The following is a 20,082-nucleotide window of genomic DNA, read 5'->3' on the forward strand; positions in this document are numbered from 1 at the left end:
CGCCGGACGGGCCGATGAGGCCCGTCCGGCGGACGGCTGTGTGACGGCCGTGCGGCGGACGGCTGTGTGACGGCCGTGCGGCGGACGGCTGTGTGACGGCCGTGCGGCGGACGGCTGTGTGACGGCCGTGCGGCCGCTCCGGGTCAGGCGTGCGTACGCAGCAGGGTCCGCATCGTCCGCATGGCCACCGACAGGTTCGCCAGGTCGAAGGACTCCGACCCCCGGATCTCCTCCAGGGTGGCGCGCGAACGCGCGAGGATCGCCGCGTTCTTCTCCTCCCAGGCCTTGAACCGCTGCTCGGGCGACGACGTGCCGTTGCCGACGGACAGCACGTCCGACGTGAGCGCGGCGTGCGCGGCGTACAGGTCCTCGCGGATGGAGGCGCGGGCCATGGACTGCCAGCGGTCGCCCCGCGGCAGCTCGATGATCCGGTCCATCAGCTGGGAGATCCCCAGCCGGTCGGCGAGGTCGTAGTACACCTCGGCGACGGCCAGCGGGTCCTTGCCCGTGCGCTCGGCGATCGCCACGATGTCCAGGGCCGGGAAGGCCGACGAGAAGCCCGCCACCCGGCCCGCCAGCCCGTCCGGGACACCCACGGCGGTGAGCTCGTCGAGGATCGACTGGTACCACTCGATGTCGGCGCCCCGCAGGAGCTTGGGCAGCTCGCTCCAGACGCGTTCGACGCCGTCCCGGAAGAACTCGATGGTCTCCGCGATCGCGACCGGCTGCGGCCGGTTGCCGAGCAGCCAGCGGGAGCCGCGCTCGACGAGCCGGCGCGAGTGCAGCCGGATCCGGGTCTGCACATCGGCGGCCACCATGTTGTCGAGCGCCTCCACGGCGTCCCACACCCCGGAGAGGCCGAAGATCTCGCGGGCGGCGAACTGCGCCCGCACGATCTCCTCCAGCGAGGCCCCGGTCTCCTCGCGCAGCCGGTGCAGGAACGTCGAACCACCGCTGTTCACGGTGTCGTTGACCAGCACCGTCGTGATGATCTCGCGGCGCAGCGCGTGCCCGTCGACCGCCTCGGGGAACCGCTCGCTCAGCTGCTTCGGGAAGTAGGCGTGCACCAGCTTCTGCAGGTGCGCGTCGTCCGGCAGGCTGGTGGTGATCAGCTCCTCGGCCGCCGTGATCTTCGTGTAGGCGATCAGCACGGCCAGTTCCGGCTGGCTGAGCCCCTTGCCGTGGTTCAGCAGCTCACGGATCTGCCGGTCGTTCGGCAGGAACTCCAGGGCCCGGTCCAGGTGCCCGTCGCGGCCGAGCCTGCGCATGAAGCGCTGGTGGGCGTGGAGGAGCGACGGCGCCTGGGCGCAGGCGTTGGAGAGTGCGACGTTCTGCGCGTAGTTGTTGCGCAGCACGAGCTGTCCGACCTCGTCGGTCATCTCCGCGAGCACCTTGTTGCGCTGCTTCACGGTCATGTCGCCCTCACGGACCAGACCGTTGAGCAGAATCTTGATGTTCACCTCGTGGTCGGAGGTGTCCACACCGGCGCTGTTGTCGATCGCGTCGGTGTTGATCCGGCCACCGGACCGGGCGAACTCGATCCGGCCGAGCTGGGTGGCCCCGAGGTTGCCGCCCTCACCGACGACACGGGCCCGCAGCTCGGCGCCGTTGACCCGGATCGCGTCGTTGGCCTTGTCGCCGACGTCCGCGTTCGACTCGGCCGTCGACTTGATGTACGTACCGATGCCGCCGTTCCACACGAGGTCGACCGACGCCTTGAGGATGTTCTGCATCAGCTCGGCGGGGGTCATCTTCGTGACCTTCGAGTCGATGCCGAGCGCCGCGCGGATGTGCGCGTTGACCGGGATCGACTTGGCGGAACGCGGGTGGATGCCGCCGCCCGCGGACAGCAGGTCCTTGTCGTAGTCCGCCCAGGAGCTGCGCGGCAGGTCGAACAGGCGGCGCCGCTCGGCGTACGAGGTGGCGGCGTCCGGATTCGGGTCGATGAAGATGTGCCGGTGGTCGAAGGCCGCCACCAGCCGGATGTGCTCGGAGAGCAGCATCCCGTTGCCGAAGACGTCACCCGACATGTCGCCGACACCGACGACGGTGAAGTCCTCGGTCTGGGTGTCGTGGCCCAGCTCGCGGAAGTGCCGCTTCACGGACTCCCAGGCACCGCGGGCGGTGATGCCCATGCCCTTGTGGTCGTAACCGGCCGAGCCGCCGGACGCGAAGGCGTCACCGAGCCAGAAGCCGTACGCGACGGCGACGTCGTTGGCGATGTCGGAGAAGCTCGCGGTGCCCTTGTCGGCGGCGACGACGAGATAGGTGTCGTCCTCGTCGTGGCGGACGACCTCCGCCGGGTGCACGACCTCGCCCGTCACCATGTTGTCGGTGATGTCGAGCAGCGCCGAGATGAAGATCTTGTAGCAGGCGATGCCCTCGGCGAGCCAGGCGTCACGGTCCACGGCCGGGTCCGGCAGCTGCTTGGCGACGAACCCGCCCTTGGCGCCCACCGGCACGATCACGGTGTTCTTGACCATCTGCGCCTTGACCAGGCCGAGGATCTCCGTACGGAAGTCCTCACGCCGGTCCGACCAGCGCAGACCGCCTCGGGCGACCTTGCCGAAGCGCAGGTGGACGCCCTCGACCCGCGGCGAGTAGACCCAGATCTCGTACGCCGGGCGCGGCGCCGGAAGATCCGGGATGGCCTGCGGATCGAATTTCATCGAGACGTAGTTGTGCGGCTCGTGGTCGTCGGCCAGCTGGAAGTAGTTGGTCCGCAGGGTCGCCTTGATGACCGTGAGGAAGGACCGCAGGATCCGGTCCTCGTCCAGCGAGGCGACCTGGTCGAGCGCCCCGTCCAGCTCCTCCAGCAGCCCGTCCGTCAGTTCCGTGCCGGCCTTCTGGCGGGCCGGGGACATCCGGGCCTCGAAGAGGGAGACCAGGAGCCGGGTGGTGTGGACGTTGTTGCGGAGGGTGTCCTCCATGTAGTCCTGGCTGAAGGTCGAACCCGCCTGGCGCAGGTACTTCGCGTAGGCGCGCAGCACCATGGCCTGACGCCAGTCGAGGCCGGCGCCCAGCACCAGGGAGTTGAAGCCGTCGTTCTCCGCCTCGCCGGTCCAGATGGCCGCGAACGCCTCCTGGAATCGGTCCCGGGCGTCGTCGGCGAGATAGTCACCGTTGCCCGTGGCCTTCTTCGGCAGGCGCAGCCCGAAGTCGTAGATCCAGGCGTGCGTACCGTCCGAGCAGCGCAGCTCGTACGGACGTTCGTCGACGACCTCCACACCCAGCTGCTGGAGCGCGGGGAGGACGGCGGAGAGCGAGACCTGCTCACCGATCCGGTAGATCTTGAACCTGCGCTCGGCCGGGGCGGCGCCGACCGGCTCGTACAGGCTGAGTGCGAAGGCCTGGCGCTCGCTCTTGAGCTCTTCGAGGTGGACCAGGTCGGCCACGGCGGCGCGCGGCGAGTGGTCGGCCTTGTAGCCCTCGGGGAACGAGTGCGCGTAACGGCGCATCAGCTCGGCGGCGCGCTCCTCGCCGCACTCGGCGCCCAGCGCCTCCTGGAAACCGTCGGCCCAGGAGCGGGCGGCCTCGACGAGGCGCGCCTCGATGCGGTCCGCCTCCGCGTCGGTGAGGTGCGGGAGCTCGGTGCCCGGCGGGACCCGGACGACGAAGTGCAGCCGGGAGAGGATCGACTCCGTGTTCCACGCGGTGAAGTCGACACTGGTGCCGCCCAGTTCCTCCTTGAGGATGTCGATCAGGCGGAGCCTCACGCCCGTGGTGTAGCGGTCGCGCGGCAGGTAGACGAGGGCGGAGTAGTAGCGCCCGTACTCGTCCTGGCGCAGGTAGAGCCGCAGCCTGCGGCGCTCCTGGAGGTACAGCACGGAGGTGACGATGGACCGCAGCTGGTCGACGGGCGTCTGGAAGAGCTCGTCGCGCGGGTACGTCTCCAGGATCTGGAGCAGGTCGCGGCCGTCGTGGCTGTTGGGTGTGAAGCCGGCGCCCTCCAGCACCTCGGCGACCTTGCGGCGCACCACGGGCACCCGGCGCACCGACTCGGTGTACGCGGCGGAGGAGAACAGACCGAGGAAGCGACGCTCACCGACGACGTTGCCGTCGGCGTCGAACTTCTTCACCCCGACGTAGTCCAGGTAGCTGGGGCGGTGCACGGTCGCCCTGCTGTTCGCCTTCGTCAGGACGAGGAGCTTGTGCTCCCGGGCCTTGGCGCGGGCGTCCGCGGGCAACCGGTCGAAGGACGGGCTCACGGGGTGCGCCTCGTCCTCGGTGTGCTTCGGGTCGGAGCGCAGGATCCCCAGGCCCGAGCCGGGGACGGCCGTCAGCGCGTCGGACTCGCGGAGCTCGTACTCCCGGTACCCGAGGAAGGTGAAGTGGTCGGCGGCGAGCCAGCGCAGCAGCTCGCGGGCCTCCTCGACCTCCTCGTCGCCCAGTTCGTCGAGCGGCTCCGAGGGGAGGTCGTCGGCGATCCGCAGGGCGGAGTCGCGCATCTTCTCCCAGTCCTCGACGGTCTCCCGTACGTCGGACAGGACACGCAGCAGATCGGCGGTGATCTGCTTCAGGTCCGCGCGGTCCGTCTCCCGGTCGATCTCGACGTGGATCCAGGACTCGACGAGCGCGTCGTGCGGCAGCTCGGCCCCGGGCACCTTACGGCCGCCGGAGCGCTTCGCCCCGTGGTTCGTCGCCGGGTCGGCGAACACCTCGATCAGCTTGCCGGCGACATCGCGCCGGACGATGACCTGGGGGTGGATCACGAGGTGGATGCCGCGGCCCTGCCGGGACAGCTCGTTGGTGACCGAGTCGACCAGGAAGGGCATGTCGTCGGTGACGACCTCGACGACGGAGTGGCTGTTCGTCCAGCCGTTCTCCTCGACGGTCGGGGTGTGCACCCGGACGTTCGCGGTGCCCTGCGGGCGGTTCTCGGCGAGACGGTAGTGGGAGGAAGCGGCCCCGAAGACGTCGACCGGGTCGCGGTCGCTGATGTCCTCCGGAGCGGTGTGCAGGTAGTAGCGCTGGAGATAGGCGAGCAGCGTCCTGTGGCCCGGCCGTCCGTCCGGGCCGGCCCCGGCGGCTTCCTCTGCTGCTTCGCCGCCGGTCCCTTCGGGGAGGTGCACCCGGAGGCCACCTCCCGGGCCACCGACACCACCGCCCGGACTGTTGTCAGCTACCCGGGCCGCCCGTGCGAGCAGCTCGGCCTTGGCTTCGTCCAGCTTGGTCTGCATGTCCTCTGGCTCCTGTCGCGCGCCGTTGCGTGACGTAGGTGTAAAAGACGACGTACCGCCACGACCCGGGGTTTCCGGTCTGACTCGACGCTATGCCGCCTGGGGAGATGTCCGGGACCATATCGGCCATTTTCGGCAGAGGGCCCGGGACGCGGAGATCACGCATCGCCCGGGTGCTGTGGCACTCCGGGCGCAGGCCGGGGGCTTCGCTGCCCCCGAGGCGTATCGCGCTGATCACCGCACCAGGCTATCCCTCCCGCACCCACAACCGTCATGAGCCGCATATGTACAAAAGAAGACCCCGAACTTTGACACTCTGGACATCGCACCGAATCGTTGCCGCACGTACGGACACACAAAGGACACAGAGGCGAGCAGATCCGCTCAGTCCGCCATCAGCTCGGCCAGTGCGACGGCCTCGGCCAGGGTGTCCACCACGGGCACGCCCACCGCCTCCAGGCTGCTGCGGCTGTGCGAACCCCCGGTGTAGAGCACGGCGCGCGCGCCGACATGGGCCGCTGCCACGGCGTCGTCCACCGCGTCACCGATGACCACGGCGGATTCCGGGGCTATGCCCCCGAGCACCTCGAAGTGGCGCTCCATGTGCTGGGCCTTGCTGCCGCCGGAGGGGCCCGTACGGCCGTCGACCCGTACGAAGTGACGCTCGATGCCGTACCCCCGCACCACCGGGACCAGGTGCTCGTGGCCGTACATGCTGAGCAGCGACTGGCTGCGGCCGCCGGTGCTCCACCGGGCCAGCAGATCCTCGACGCCCTCGGTCAGGCCGCAGGCGGACCGCTGCTCGGTGTAGTGGCGGTGGAAGAGGCCGTCCATCCGCTCCCACTCGGCGGGGGTGGGGAGCCTGCCCATGAGCCGCTCGTAGAACTTGGGTATCGGCACGCAGTACATCTCGCGGTACTGGTCCAGCGTGAGCGGTTCCAGGTCGACCTCCGCGAAGGCGGCGTTCGACGCCCCGAGGACGGCTTGGATGTCGTCGAGCAGTGTGCCGTTCCAGTCCCAGACCAGATGGGTGCGGTGCTTCCCCGATGTCGCCATGAGTAGAAAATACTCGCCCGGTACGACAGTCACCCGGACAGTGGTGGCCGCCCGGCCGGTCAGGCGATCAGGCGATCAGGCCGGGGATCTCCTGGATCCCGAACCACAGCAGTTCGTGGTCCTCCGCGCCGTCCACGGTGAACTGGGCGTCGTCGTCGCCGAGGTCCGCCGCCCCCAGAGCCGCGGCCGCCGCGGCGACGTCCTTCTCCGCCTCGTCCGCGTCCACGTGCACGGCCGCCGCCTTCGACAGCGCCACCGCGTGCGCGATCCGCACCTCGCCGAGCGAGGACGCGTCCAGGACGTGGTCCGGATCGGCGACCGCCGCCCCGTCCGGCACGTCGAGGGCGACGACGACCCGGCGCCTGGTCTCCTCCGGCCGGCCCGCGATCAGCCGCAGCGAGGCGGAGGCGGCCCGGTTGAGCGCCGCGTACTCCAGTTCCTCGATGTCGTCGGAGACGTACCACTCGCGCAGACCGGGCGTCACGGCATAAGCGGTGAGCGGCCCCGGACCGACCTCGCCCGCCCTGTGCACCGAGGCAAGACCGGAGAGGGTCAGGGGGACGTACACACGCATGGCTGACCGCTTTCGTAGTCGATGACCTCCTCAGGATACGTGCGACGTCCCCCTTCAGGGCGACGGCTGCGCCCGCCGCTGTCCACCGCACGACGACCGTCACCCCCGCCGTTCCCTTGCGGCCAGGGGCCCATCACCCGGATAGGTGATCTCACCGGGTGCCCGGCCGGCCCACGCCGCCGCTTGCGGGGCCGGTGACCGGCCCCGTAGAAGATCCCCAGCAAAAGTTACCGCCCGGTACTCGCCCGGGCGCCGGACAGCAGCCACGGGGGCTACGAGCATGAGCAAGGACAGGACGAGGCCGGCCGGCCGACGCGACAGCAGCAGGCCGGGCACCGTACCGACGCAACGGCCCCGGCGGCCGCTGCGCCCGCACCAGTGGTTCGCGGAGCGCCTGCTCGCGGTCCTCAGCGGCCAGCGCCCGGTGCACTGGATGCTGGGCCACACCATCGGCGAGGCCTACGACCAGCTCGCCGAACTCGCCCCTGACGCCCCGCTCGGGCCGGGCTGCCGGCGCCCGGTCGTACGCACCTGCCACGGCACCCAGCCGGCCAACGGTGTGGTCGAGGCCTTCGCCAGCATCGCCACGGGTGAGCAGGTCCGCGCCATGGCCTTCCGCCTGGAACAGGGCCCCGACCTCCGCTGGCGCTGCGCCGCGATCGACCTGGGCGGCGAACGTCTCCCGGCGGTGAGATGACCCCGCCGGCCGGACCGTTCCGCCGCCACACCCAGAACCGCACCCGCCGGCCGGCCCCAGCCGCACCAAGCCCGTCCGGCGATTGAGGACACCCTGCGGGCAGACCCACGCCCGCACCCGCCGGCCGAGCCCAGCCGCACCAAGCCCGTCCGGCGCTTGAGGACACACCGGGCAAGGGCCGCACAACGGCCCCAGCAGGCCACACACGCGGCCCCTGCCCGGGGAGGTGGGCGTCCATGCTCCGGGAGGCTCACAGAGCCCCACAGAGGCCCTGAAACGCGCCTGGCCCGGACACCACCGCGGTGTCCGGGCCAGGCGCATGTTTCAGGCGAGCCGCGCTACTTCTTACGGCGCCGCCCGCTCGCGCTCTTCTGCGCCTTACGGCGCTCCGCACGCGTCATCCCGTCGCCTTCGGCCCGCGCACCGTCACCTTCGCCGTTGGAGAAGTCTCCCTCGACGACACCGCCCTCCCCGTCCACCGTGGGGGCGGAGAAGTGCAGCCGGTCGGGACGCTGCGGAGCGTCCAGGCCCTTGGCCCGGATCTCCGGGCGCCCGGCCGCGGCCGCCACCGGCGCGTCCTGCTTCTCCAGCGAGGTCGCGCCTTCCTGCACCGGGACCTCCTCGACCTGCTGCTCGACCTGGACCTCCAGGTTGAACAGGTAGCCGACGGACTCCTCCTTGATGCCTTCCATCATGGCGTTGAACATGTCGAAGCCCTCGCGCTGGTACTCGACCAGCGGGTCCTTCTGCGCCATGGCACGGAGGCCGATGCCCTCCTGGAGGTAGTCCATCTCGTAGAGGTGCTCACGCCACTTGCGGTCCAGGACCGAGAGGACCACGCGCCGCTCGAGCTCACGCATGATGTCCGAGCCGAGCGTCTTCTCCCGCTCCGCGTACTGCTCGTGGATGTCGTCCTTGACCGATTCGGCGATGAAGTCGGCGGTCACGCCGGCCAGGTCGCCCGCGGCCTCCTCGAGCTCCTCGACCGTGACCTTCACCGGGTAGAGCTGCTTGAAGGCGCCCCACAGCCGGTCGAGGTCCCACTCCTCCGCGAAGCCCTCGGCCGTCTCCTGCCGGATGTAGTCGTCGATCGTGTCGTCCATGAAGTGGCGGATCTGGTCCTGCAGATCCTCACCCTCCAGGACGCGGCGGCGCTCGCCGTAGATGACCTCACGCTGCCGGTTGAGCACCTCGTCGTACTTCAGGACGTTCTTACGCGTCTCGAAGTTCTGCTGCTCGACCTGCGACTGCGCGGAGGCGATCGCCCGCGTCACCATCTTGTTCTCGATGGGGACGTCGTCGGGCACGTTGGCCATCGACATCACGCGCTCGACCATCTGCGCCTTGAACAGACGCATCAGGTCGTCGCCCAGCGACAGGTAGAACCGGGACTCGCCCGGGTCGCCCTGACGGCCGGAACGACCGCGCAGCTGGTTGTCGATACGCCGCGACTCGTGCCGCTCGGTGCCCAGGACGTACAGTCCGCCGAGCTCCTTGACCTCGTCGTGCTCGGCCTTGACGGCCTGCTCCGCCTTCTCCAGTGCCGCGGGCAGCGCGGCCGCCCACTGCTCGACGTGCTCGACCGGGTCGAGTCCGCGCTGACGCAGATCAGCCTCGGCCAGGTCGTCGGGGTTGCCGCCCAGCTTGATGTCCGTACCACGGCCGGCCATGTTCGTCGCGACCGTGACGGCACCCTTGCGGCCCGCCTGGGCGATGATCGGCGCTTCCCGGTCGTGCGCCTTGGCGTTGAGGACCTCGTGCTGCACTCCGCGCTTCGACAGCTGCTGCGAGAGGTACTCGGACTTCTCGACAGAGGTCGTGCCGACCAGGATCGGCTGCCCCTTCTCGTGCTTCTCCGCGATGTCGTCGACGACCGCGGCGAACTTCGCGACCTCGGTGCGGTAGATCAGGTCCGACTGGTCGGCGCGGACCATGGGCCGGTTCGTCGGGATGGGCACGACGCCCAGCTTGTAGATCTGGTGGAACTCGGCCGCCTCGGTCATCGCCGTACCGGTCATGCCGGAGAGCTTGCCGTACAGGCGGAAGAAGTTCTGCAGGGTGATCGTGGCGAGGGTCTGGTTCTCGTCCTTGATGTCCACCCCCTCCTTCGCCTCGATGGCCTGGTGCATGCCCTCGTTGTAGCGGCGGCCGGCGAGGATACGGCCGGTGTGCTCGTCGACGATCATGACCTCGCCGTCGATGACGACGTAGTCCTTGTCGTTCTTGAAGAGCTCCTTGGCCTTGATCGCGTTGTTCAGGTAACCGACGAGCGGGGTGTTCACCGACTCGTAGAGGTTGTCGATGCCGAGCCAGTCCTCGACCTTCGAGACACCGGGCTCGTGGATGGCCACGGTCCGCTTCTTCTCGTCGACCTCGTAGTCGCCGGTCTCCTCGATGCCCTTGAGCGGGTTGCCCGCCTCGCCCCTGGTGAGACGCGTGACCAGCTTGGCGAAATCGGCGTACCACTTGGTGGCCTGGTCGGCCGGGCCGGAGATGATCAGCGGGGTACGGGCCTCGTCGACCAGGATCGAGTCGACCTCGTCGACGATGGCGAAGTTGTGGCCGCGCTGGACGAGCTCGTCCTGGGACCACGCCATGTTGTCGCGGAGGTAGTCGAACCCGAACTCGTTGTTCGTGCCGTACGTGATGTCGCAGGCGTACTGCTCGCGGCGCTGGGCCGGAGTCATGTTGGCGATGATGCAGCCGACCTCGAGACCGAGGAACTTGTGCACCCGGCCCATCATCTCGGAGTCGCGCTCGGCCAGGTAGTCGTTGACCGTGATCAGGTGCACGCCCTTGCCGGAGAGCGCGTTGAGATACGCGGGCAGGGTGCCGACGAGGGTCTTGCCCTCACCGGTCTTCATCTCGGCCACATAGCCGAGGTGCAGGGCGGCACCGCCCATCATCTGGACGTCGTAGTGGCGCTGTCCGAGAACGCGCTTGGCGGCCTCACGGACGGTCGCGAATGCTTCGGGAAGCAGGTCGTCCAGGCTCTCGCCGTCCGCGTACCGTTGTTTGTACTCGTCGGTGAGCGCCCGCAGCTCGGCGTCGGAGAGGTTGACGAAGTCCTCTTCGATGGAGCTGACCTGGTCCGCGATGCGGTGCAGTTTGCGCAGGATCTTGCCTTCGCCTGCACGCATGAGCTTGTTGAAGACGGACACTGAGGCTGGTCTCCTTGCCGGTCGGGCCTGGCACTGGGTCGTGTGATGGACTCTGGCGCGGGCACGGCAGGTGGGCCCCACCGCAACGGCCATCGTAAGCGAGGACCCCGCCACGCCGGGAGGGCTGCCGCCGCGTTCTCCCCACCGCACCCTCCCAGGACAACGGCCGGAGTGGACGGAAGGTGCCGGGAACCACCGAAAAGCGCTCGCTTCCGGTGTCCCCCGCCAGCAGAATCCACGCATGGACCCCACCACTCTCACCACGGAACGCCTGCTCATGCGCCCCTTCGCGCCCGAGGACGCGGACGCGGTTCACACCGCGTGCCAGGACCCCGAGATCCAGCGGTGGACAGTTGTCCCCTCGCCGTACACGCGTGCCGACGCGGAGCTCTTCACCGGGAAGCTCTGCCCCGAGGGCTGGCAGGACGGCTCGATGTACAACTTCGCGGTACTGCGGCGGGACGACGCGCAGCTCGTCGGCGCGCTCGGCGTCAACAACCGCTACCTGCCGGGCACGTACGAGGTGGGCTACTGGACGGCGAAGGAGCACCGTGGCGCCGGTTACACGACGGAGGCGCTGGCCGAGGCGGCCCGGTGGGCGTTCACCGCCCTCGCCGCCGACCGCGTCGAATGGCGGACGGAGATCGGCAACACCGCGTCACGCTCGGTCGCCCTGCGTGCGGGTTTCCGCATGGAGGGTGACCAGCGATCGGCCCTGTTCAACAAGGGGGTACGGCGCGACACGTGGAACGGCGCGCTGCTCCCCGCCGACCTCGGGCTGCCCGGCACCCATACGTACCTGCCCGCCCCCGGTGTCAGTGGCGGGCTCTAGGGTTCGTCGCATGACGTCTGTGCCGCCGCCCGTCCTGGAAATCTCCGCCGACCAGGCGCGCCGCATCGCCCTGCGCGCCCAGGGCCTCCTGGGCGCCCCGGACCGCCGCGGCGGGGTCCCGGGAGTGCTGCGCCGTCTCGGAGCGATCCAGCTCGACACCATCTCGGTCCTGGCCAGGTCGCACGAGCTCGTGCCGTACGCACGCCTCGGCGCGCTCGGCCGCCGCGCCGTCGACGAGGCCTACTGGTCGGGCGGCCGCTCGTTCGAGTACTGGTCGCATGCCGCCTGTGTCCTGCCCGTCGAGGAGTGGCCGCACTTCGCGTTCCGCCGCCGCGCCTACCGGTCCCGGCCGCAGTGGAGCCACGACCTGCCCGACGGTGCGTACGAGACGGTGATCAAGCAGTTGCGCGCCGAGGGCCCGCTGACGGCGACGGAGCTCGGCGGCGCGAAGAACGGCGGGGAGTGGTGGGACTGGTCCGCCTCCAAGGTCGCGGTGGAGCGGGCCCTGATGTACGGCGAGGTGGTGTGCACCGAGCGGCGCGGCTGGAAGCGGGTCTACGACCTGGCCGAACGCGCGATCCCTGACGCCGTGCTCCACGACGACCTGGACGACGCGGAGTGCCTGCGTCGGCTGGTCGCCCTGGCAGGGCGGTCGCTGGGCGTGGGAACCCGCGCGGACATCGCCGACTACCACCGGCTCAAGGCCGAGCAGTTCGACGCCGTGGTGGCGGACTCCGGGCTGGTGCCGGTCTCGGTGCGAGGCTGGGCGAAGCCTGCCTGGGCCCACCCGGAGGCCCTCGCCTCGGAGCCGCGCGGACGGCACCGTACGACGCTGCTGTCCCCCTTCGACTCACTGATCTGGGAACGGGCGCGTACGGAGCGGATCTTCGGCTTCACCCACCGCCTGGAGGCGTACGTCCCCCGGCCCAAGCGGATCCACGGCTACTTCGCGATGCCGCTGCTGGCAGGCGGCAGGCTGCGGGGCCGGGTCGATCCGGCCAGGGACGGTGCCGCGCTGGTCGCCCGCCAGGTGTCACTGGACGGCCCGAAGGCCGTGGCGCCCATGGCCGAGGCCCTCGTGGAGGCGGCGTCCTGGGTCGGCTGCACGGAGGTGCGACTGGAGCGCGTCGACGCACCCGGGCTGCGCGAGCCGCTCATCGCGGAAATCGCCCGCGCCCTCGCTTAGGGGCTGTCGCGCAGGCCGGCCGGACGGCCCGCCGGCTACCTGATCTCGAGGATCTTCTCCCGCATGGCATAGACGACGGCTTCCATCCGGGAGTGCAGCTGGAGCTTCTCCAGGATATTGCGGACGTGGTTCTTCACCGTGTTCTCGGAGATGAACAATTCCTTGGCGATATCGCGGTTGTTCATGCCCGTGGCCACGAGTTTCAGCACTTCCAGCTCCCGCTCCGTGAGCCGCGGCGCGGGAACGAGCCTGCGCTCGTCGGTGCGCTGGATCATCGACTTGAACTCGGTGAGCAGTTTGGAGGCCATCGACGGACTGATCTGGGACTGCCCGTCCGCCACCGCACGAATGGCCGTGGCCACCTCGTCGGTCGAGATCTCCTTCAGCAGATAGCCGGTGGCGCCCGCCTTGATCGCCTCGTAGAGGTCGGCTTCCTCATCGCTGATCGTCAGCATGATGATCTTCGCGCTGGGGGCGACCTCCTTGATGGAGGTGCAGGCCTCGATGCCGCCACGCTTGGGCATCCTCACGTCCATCAGCACGATGTCGGGCAGCAGGTCCGCCGCCTTGTCCACCGCCTCAGCCCCGTCCCCCGCCTCGCCGACGACCTGGATGTCCTCCTCCTGCGCGAGGACGATCTCCAGCCCTCTGCGGAACAGCGCGTGGTCGTCCACCACAAGAACCCTGATGGGTTCCTTGCGGGAACTGCCGTCATCCGTGACGGAGTCCGCACCGGCAGCGCTGTCGGCATCATTCGTCCCGCGCACGGGCCCGAAGGTGTCCGCCATCGTTCCTCCCCCTGAAGGCCACTGCCTGAGGTCACAGGCTGTCCGCCAACGACACTGCACAGAGCACCGATTGGCGTGGGCGCCATGATTCCATGCCTGGCCGCCGAGGCGGTGCCCCGCGGTCACGCGCGGTGCCCCTGGGGACGCGCAAACGCCTCCAGGGGCACCGCGTACCTGCCGTGAGCGGGGGTGTCAGCCGCCGAGCGCACCGCCCGCGCCGCCCGCCTCGTCGGAGGCCAGCGGGTCGGTCCTCAGGTGGATGACGCCGTAGTCATAGGCGTGCCGCCGGTAGACGACACTGGGCTCCTTGCTCTCGGAGTCGACGAACAGATAGAAGTCGTGACCGACGAGCTCCATCTCGTAGAGCGCCTGGTCGAGCGTCATCGGCGCTGCGACGTGCGTCTTCTCACGCATCACCAGCGGACCTTCGCCCTGGACCTCGAGCGAGCCGATCCTGGTGGTGGGCACGGACGGTTCCGGCTCGGTCGGGATGAGTTCGCCGTCCCCGTTGAAGGAGGCGGCATCCGGCACGACCTCTCCGACCTCGGCTGCGGACCGACGGCCGTTGCCGCGCCTGCTGTAGCGCTTGTCGTGCTCCTTGCGCAGCTGGGTGTCCAGCTTGTCGGTGGCCAGGTCCAGCGCTGCGTACGGGTCGCCTGCTGCCGCTTCCGCCCGGATGACCGGGCCACGCGAACGGAGCGTGATCTCCACCCTCGCCGCACGGTCGGCCTGACGGGGATTGGGCTCCTTGGACACCTCGACGTCAAGGCTCATCACCTTGCCGTCGAACTTCTGGATTTTGTCCAGCTTCAGCTTCTCGGCCACGTGCTTGCGGAACCGCTCGGGCACCTCGGTCTTGCGGCCCTTGACGACGATGTCCACGCAGAACTCCGTTCCCGGATCGCTCCGCTTCGGCGGCGGAGCATCTCCCTTTTGCACCTGGCTCCGGTGATCGCCGGAGCCGCGGACTCGGTGGCTGTCACCTCCTCCTCCCCCATCGGCAGGGTCTCCACCCCACCGATTTCCAAGCTTCTGGCGTACTGATGGGTTACCTGCCCGAAACCTGGTGGCGCATTCGCGGAGGCACGGAATTCACCGTCCCTCACAACCGAACATAGCCTGACCACGACCGTGTCGGCACCCGCTACTCATGCGTACCTCCGATCGGTCCCCTTTACCCACTCACTACCTGCAACGACGCAAGTAATCTGTCAGTTCCGGTTTATTTCGAAGGCAGACGGAGAAGCTGCGACAACCGCGGCGCGGAGCCCTTCCGCCGGGCCTTCGCCGGGGCTCGCCGCGCGGACCGCGCGCGCGGCCTCCGCCAGCGACGACCCCGTCGTCAGCAGGTCGTCCACCAGCACGACGCGGCCCCCGTCGAGCAGCCTCCGGCCGCCCTCCGCGACCACGAGGGCTCCCGCCAGATTCGCCTGCCGCTCCCGGGCCCCCAGCCCTGCCTGGTCAGCCACCGCACGCCCCTGCCTCAGCACGGCGGACACCCGCGCCCGAACGCCCCCGCGCCGCAGTTCGGCAGCGGCGGCCGCCGCGATCCTGCGCGCCGGGTCGTGCCCGCGGCCGGCCGTGGCGCGCCGCGCCGACGGCACGGGGACCAGCAGCAGCGGGCCCGCATCACCCTCCTGCCCCGCGCCGGCCCTCACAGCGGCCGCCAGCGCCCCTCCGAGCACGCCGGCGAGAGCCAGTGCCCCACGCTCCTTGTGGGCCAGCAGCATCGCGCGTACGGCGTTCTCGTACGGCGCCGCCGCGTGAACCACTGGCAGGCCCGCCGGCGGAGGCGTCGGACGCACACGGCGCGGTCCGGCCGCCAGACACGCGGCGGCGCACTCCTCGCACAGCTCCGTCCGTGGCCTGCCGCAGCCACCGCAGGCCACGGGCAGCACCAGTCCCACGATCTCCTGCCACCAACTCCGCACGGTCCCACTGTGACCGGCCGACGGACACTCGGCCATCCCTGTGGAAAACGCGGGGCCAGGCCGACCGCACACCGACGGTGCGGACAGCTCTCACAGGCGGCTCAGCCCGGGTAGACCAGGGAGGAACCTTCCTTGAGGACCGTCTGCCAGTTGTCCCCCGGCGACAGCTTGACTATCCCGTCGCTCTCGGTGTCCGCCATGAGCGGAAGCTGATCGTCGTCGGCAGCCGCGACAGCCGTCACCTGGTTCACACCGGGCAGGACCCCGGAGGACGACGTGGATCCGTCGGCCTGGACATAGCGCACCTGCTGCACACCGCCCTCCTCCTTGCCCACCACCACAAGTCGGCTGCGGCCGGACCAGGAAACAGCCGTCACGTCCGCCAGCTGGGGCGCGGCCTGGCGCAGGTCCTCCACCGAGACCAGCTCGGTCCCGTCCGATCCATGACGCTCGACGCGGCCGATGAGCAGCGTCGTGTGCCCGTCCCTCGAAACCCGCAGGGCGATACGCACCCCGTCCGAGGACATCCGCAGGGCCTCGATCCGCCCGCCGCTCAGACCGGGCACCGACACCTCCTGCGGCTCTCCGGCACCGTCGACCAGACGCAGCAGCCTGGGATCCGACGGGTCACGGTCGGCGACCCACAGATCGCCCTTGCCGTCCCAGCTGGGTGCGGACAGCCGGTCCGCGGCCTTCCTCGCCCGACTGGTCACCACGGGGGCGGCCGGCTCGCTCTCCTCGGTGAGGGAGGACACGTAGAGATGCTGCTGGTTCTCCGAGACCGCGGCGGCCCGCTCCTCGTCCCTGGCCACACCCACGGCGCTCATGGCCACCGTCCCGCTGCCCAGCGGACCGGTCACGGGCTCCGGATCGCCACTGCCCTTGCTGCTTCCGGGGATGCGCTGCACACGCCCCTCGTCGTCCACGAAGTACTGGCTGTCGGGCCCGTCCGATCCCCTGCCCGAAGCGAAATCCTCCGCCTCGTCGGCCCCGAGAGAGCACAGCGGGCCCTGCTGCCCCTGCAGTTCCACCTGCCCCACCCGGGCGGACGTCAGGTCCCGCAGCGTGAAAAGCACCTGGGCCGCCATCATCCGGCAGGCGCCCTGCCCGACCTTGTCGGCCTTCTTGTTGAGCGGCACCTTCAGGACGTTCTGGTCGTCGGTCGTCAGCGAGGTGACCCCGCGCTGCAGCTCCGTACCCGTGGGAAAGCGTGAATCGACCACCGGTCGCAGCCAGTTCGACGGCCCCTCCAGCAGCGTCCGTACCGTCTGCGTGGCGGTGTCCATCCGGGTCACAGGATCCGTGCGGTTCCGCACATAGACGGGATCGGCGACCAGCGCGGCCTCCTCCTCCGTCCGCCCGGCAGCGAAGTAGTACTTGTTCACGGACCGGTAGAGACGCTTGAAGTCGGACTGCCCGAGCACCAGACCGTCCGGCACGATGTCGATGCGCCACTCCTGCTTGCCGTCCGTCCCCTTCTCCCGGACCAGATGCAGCATCTGGGAGTACTCCGACGGGGCCAGCGGCCGGTACGAACTCTGCTCATCGACGGCAGCCACCTGTTCGCCGGTCAGCGTGTACGTGGTCTCGGCGCTCCTGCGTTCCTTGTCGTGGATCGTGGGCCCGTTGCGGTTGGGCGCCTTCGCGAGCACCGTGGTGCCCTCGCCCGGCTGCCACCTGCGCCCCGCCTCCGCCGTCAGATACTTGCGAGTCGTCTCGAAATCGGGGTCGTCACTGGTCATCGACTCCAGGAAGCCGTCGACGACCTCGATGGGAGTGGCACCCTCCCTCGGCGGCACGGCGTACACCTGAACCTGTGAATCACCGGGCTGCGAGGCGTCGACCGCCTTCACGTCGCCGGTGACCGGCATCGCTCCGCACCCGGCGAGCACCATGACGCCGCAGCCGAGCAGCACGGACAACCGCACCGCCCGTCCGCTCCGACGGCGGTCAGTGTCCACGAGTCGTGTCCTCCTGCTCCGGATCCTGCGTCTCTGGGTCGGCGCCCCCGCCCGGCCGGCCCCCGGCCGGACGTGACACCACACGTGCCCCGCTGCCCGGCAGGGCCGTCGGGTCGACCGACATCGCCACACGCGACGCCGCGCCTCCGTGCGCCGGCACCGTCAGGTGCGAACGCGCCGTGGAACCCGTCTGGCTCGGTACGGACATCAACCGCTGCTCGCTCGCCGCCGGCGCCGCCTCCGCACGCTCACGGTCCTCCCGGTTGCGCCGGGAGTCCTCCGGCTCCAGCGGTATCGGCGATCCGCGCAGCGGCTCGTCCGCCGTGCGCGGCAGGGTCAGCCGGAACTGCGAGCCGCCACCGGGCTCGCCCCATGCCTGCAGCCAGCCTCCGTGCAGCCGGGCGTCCTCGACGGCGATCGACAGCCCCAGTCCGGTGCCGCCCGTCGTGCGGGCACGTGCTGGATCCGCCCGCCAGAAGCGGTTGAAGACCCGCGTCGCCTCACCCGGCTTCAGGCCCACGCCGTAATCCCTGACCGCCACGGCCACAGCACCCTGCGCGACACCCATCCGCACGATGACATCCCGCCCCTCACCGTGCTCGACGGCGTTGACGACGAGATTGCGCAGGACCCGCTCGACACGACGCGCGTCGGCCTCCGCGACCACGGGCTGTTCGTCACCCACCACCCGGATCCGGGTGCCCTTGCGCTCCGCCAGCGGCTCGGCGCCGCCGATCACCCGCCGGACGACCGTACGCAGATCTATCGGCTCGGCCTCCAGCGCCGCGGCCCCCGCGTCGAACCTGCTGATCTCCAGCAGATCGGAGAGGAGCGACTCGAAGCGGTCGAGCTGGTCACCCAGCAGCTCCGCGGACCGGGCCGTCACCGGGTCGAAGTCGACACGCGCCTCATGGATGACATCGGCTGCCATCCGCACGGTCGTCAACGGGGTGCGCAGCTCATGGCTGACGTCCGAGACGAAACGCCGCTGCATGCGGGAGAGCTCCTCCAGCTGCTGGATCTTCAGCTGGAGGTTCTGCGCCATCTTGTTGAAGGCCTCGCCGAGGCGCGCGATGTCGTCCTCACCGGTGACCTTCATCCGCTCCTGGAGCCGCCCCGCGGAAAGCCTCTCCGCGATCCCCGCCGCCATCCGCACCGGGGTGACGACCTGGCGCACCACGAACCAGGCGATGGCACCGAGCAGCACGACCACGAAGAGGCCCGCCGTGGCCAGGGTCGTCGTGACCAGGGTCAGCGACTTCTCCTCCTGCGTGAGCGGGAAGAGGTAGTACAGCTCGTACGGGTTGTGGTCGACGTCGTAGAGCCGCTTGCCCACGACGAGCCCGGGCTCGGCGCTCTTCCCGTGCGAGTACTTGATCAGCGAGTACGTCTGGAAGGCACCCGCGCCCTTGCCCACGTCGTCCCGCAGCCTCTGCGGGATGCTGGACGCGTCCACGCTGCCCGAGCCGCGCGGGGCGCGGCTCGTGGTGCCGGGCCCGACGGAGTCGGGGCTGAGCGCCACCACGTTGAAGGCGTTCGTGCCACCGCTGGCGAGCTGGTCGACGAGCTCGGTGCGCCAGGAGGTGTTCGCCGTCATCCCGTCGGCGCCCTCCTCGCTCTGGTCACCCGGGACGAGAGGCGCGTTGGCGTTCGTCTGGGCGGCCGCGAAACCGCCGGCCGCCTGTGTCTGCGCGGCCTTGCCCTTCGCCTCGAGCAGGCCGTTACGGACCTGCCCGATCACGACGAACCCGAGGAGAAGCACCACGGCGATCGACATCAGCAGCGTGCCCGCCACCACGCGGAGCTGCAGATTGCGCCGCCACAGGCGGACAGCCGGCAGCAGCGGGCCACGGATCCAGCGCATCAGCAGCCGCGGCACGGGACCGCCGGGCGTCCGGTCGCGGAACAACCGGCCGCCCAGCTGAGCCCGGCCGAAACGAGGAGCACCCCGTGCCGGACCGGCAGCCCGCTCCGTACGGGCCCCGGGCACCCCGGGTGGCGGAGCAGCGCTGCCCAGGGTCATGTCAGCTCGGTCCGGCCTTGTAACCGACCCCACGGACGGTCACGACGATCTCCGGCCGCTCCGGGTCCTTCTCCACCTTCGAGCGCAGCCGCTGGACGTGCACGTTCACCAGACGGGTGTCGGCGGCGTGACGATAGCCCCAGACCTGCTCGAGCAGCACCTCACGGGTGAAGACCTGCCACGGCTTGCGGGCGAGGGCGACCAGCAGGTCGAACTCCAGCGGGGTGAGGGCGATGGACTGACCCTCCCGCTTGACCGAGTGACCGGCCACGTCGATGACCAGGTCACCGATCGCCAGCTGCTCCGGCGCGGGCTCTTCGGACCTCCGCAAACGCGCCCTGATCCGGGCAACCAACTCCTTCGGTTTGAACGGCTTGACGATGTAGTCGTCGGCCCCGGATTCCAGGCCCACCACCACGTCCACCGTGTCGCTCTTGGCAGTGAGCATGACGATCGGCACACCCGACTCGGCCCTGATCAGCCTGCAGACCTCGATGCCGTCCCTTCCGGGCAGCATGAGGTCCAGCAGCACCAGGTCGGGCTTGGCCTCGCGAAATGCGGCCAGTGCCTTGTCGCCGTCCGCTACGAACGACGGCTCGAAACCTTCTCCCCGCAGCACAATGCCGAGCATCTCGGCCAGTGCGGTGTCGTCGTCGACGACAAGGACGCGTCCCTTCATAAACGACATCATCC

At 69.9% G+C, this 20,082-nt stretch carries 13 protein-coding genes; 3 read left to right on the forward strand and 10 right to left on the reverse strand.

Annotated elements, in window-relative coordinates; translation table 11 throughout:
- Nucleotides 1–143: 143 nt before the first annotated feature.
- The 3 genes from AB0P41_RS35120 to AB0P41_RS35130 form a co-directional block, all read right to left on the reverse strand.
- The gene (locus AB0P41_RS35120) at nucleotides 144–5,180 is read right to left on the reverse strand and encodes an NAD-glutamate dehydrogenase (protein ID WP_365936095.1); all 5,037 of its coding nucleotides are present in this window, start codon (nucleotides 5,178–5,180) and stop codon (nucleotides 144–146) included.
- Nucleotides 5,181–5,564: 384 nt separating this feature from the next.
- The gene (locus tag AB0P41_RS35125; protein WP_356708770.1) at nucleotides 5,565–6,236 is read right to left on the reverse strand and encodes an HAD hydrolase-like protein; all 672 of its coding nucleotides are present in this window, start codon (nucleotides 6,234–6,236) and stop codon (nucleotides 5,565–5,567) included.
- Nucleotides 6,237–6,303: 67 nt separating this feature from the next.
- Entirely contained in the window at nucleotides 6,304–6,810 is a 507-nt protein-coding gene (locus AB0P41_RS35130; RefSeq protein ID WP_356708772.1) for a hypothetical protein, read from the reverse strand.
- Between the two features lie 280 nt (nucleotides 6,811–7,090).
- On the opposite strand from AB0P41_RS35130, the gene AB0P41_RS35135 reads away from it, so the two are divergent.
- Nucleotides 7,091–7,507 carry an Rv3235 family protein gene (locus tag AB0P41_RS35135; RefSeq protein WP_356708774.1) on the forward strand — a complete coding sequence of 139 codons (417 nt, stop codon included), beginning with the start codon at nucleotides 7,091–7,093 and terminating at the stop codon, nucleotides 7,505–7,507.
- 338 nt (nucleotides 7,508–7,845) lie between these two features.
- Here AB0P41_RS35135 and secA read toward each other — a convergent pair whose 3' ends face one another.
- Complete coding sequence (secA, locus tag AB0P41_RS35140) at nucleotides 7,846–10,668, reverse strand: preprotein translocase subunit SecA (protein WP_356708775.1); 2,823 nt, start codon at nucleotides 10,666–10,668, stop codon at nucleotides 7,846–7,848.
- 241 nt (nucleotides 10,669–10,909) lie between these two features.
- Here secA and AB0P41_RS35145 point away from each other — a divergent pair, with 241 nt between their 5' ends.
- Nucleotides 10,910–11,500, forward strand: a complete 591-nt coding sequence (locus tag AB0P41_RS35145) for a GNAT family N-acetyltransferase (RefSeq protein ID WP_365936096.1) — start codon at nucleotides 10,910–10,912, stop codon at nucleotides 11,498–11,500.
- A gap of 10 nt (nucleotides 11,501–11,510) precedes the next feature.
- Nucleotides 11,511–12,686: a crosslink repair DNA glycosylase YcaQ family protein gene (locus AB0P41_RS35150; protein WP_365936097.1), complete on the forward strand. Its 1,176-nt coding sequence runs from the start codon at nucleotides 11,511–11,513 to the stop codon at nucleotides 12,684–12,686.
- Between the two features lie 35 nt (nucleotides 12,687–12,721).
- On the opposite strand, the gene AB0P41_RS35155 is transcribed toward AB0P41_RS35150, so the two are convergent.
- The 6 genes from AB0P41_RS35155 to mtrA form a co-directional block, all read right to left on the reverse strand.
- Nucleotides 12,722–13,474, reverse strand: a complete 753-nt coding sequence (locus AB0P41_RS35155) for a response regulator transcription factor (protein WP_356708781.1) — start codon at nucleotides 13,472–13,474, stop codon at nucleotides 12,722–12,724.
- 192 nt (nucleotides 13,475–13,666) lie between these two features.
- A complete protein-coding gene (raiA, locus tag AB0P41_RS35160) occupies nucleotides 13,667–14,356 on the reverse strand; it encodes a ribosome-associated translation inhibitor RaiA (protein ID WP_356708783.1) in 690 nt (229 codons plus the stop codon).
- 329 nt (nucleotides 14,357–14,685) lie between these two features.
- Complete coding sequence (locus AB0P41_RS35165; protein WP_365936098.1) at nucleotides 14,686–15,405, reverse strand: ComF family protein; 720 nt, start codon at nucleotides 15,403–15,405, stop codon at nucleotides 14,686–14,688.
- A gap of 101 nt (nucleotides 15,406–15,506) precedes the next feature.
- The gene (locus AB0P41_RS35170; protein WP_356708787.1) at nucleotides 15,507–17,366 is read right to left on the reverse strand and encodes an LpqB family beta-propeller domain-containing protein; all 1,860 of its coding nucleotides are present in this window, start codon (nucleotides 17,364–17,366) and stop codon (nucleotides 15,507–15,509) included.
- The gene (mtrB, locus tag AB0P41_RS35175; RefSeq protein ID WP_365936099.1) at nucleotides 17,356–19,389 is read right to left on the reverse strand and encodes an MtrAB system histidine kinase MtrB; all 2,034 of its coding nucleotides are present in this window, start codon (nucleotides 19,387–19,389) and stop codon (nucleotides 17,356–17,358) included. Before mtrB ends, AB0P41_RS35170 begins: the two co-directional genes overlap by 11 nt.
- A gap of 1 nt (nucleotide 19,390) precedes the next feature.
- Nucleotides 19,391–20,080 carry a two-component system response regulator MtrA gene (gene mtrA, locus AB0P41_RS35180; RefSeq protein WP_187281934.1) on the reverse strand — a complete coding sequence of 230 codons (690 nt, stop codon included), beginning with the start codon at nucleotides 20,078–20,080 and terminating at the stop codon, nucleotides 19,391–19,393.
- Nucleotides 20,081–20,082: the final 2 nt, after the last annotated feature.

This window comes from Streptomyces sp. NPDC079167 (assembly GCF_040686735.1).
GTDB lineage: Bacteria > Actinomycetota > Actinomycetes > Streptomycetales > Streptomycetaceae > Streptomyces.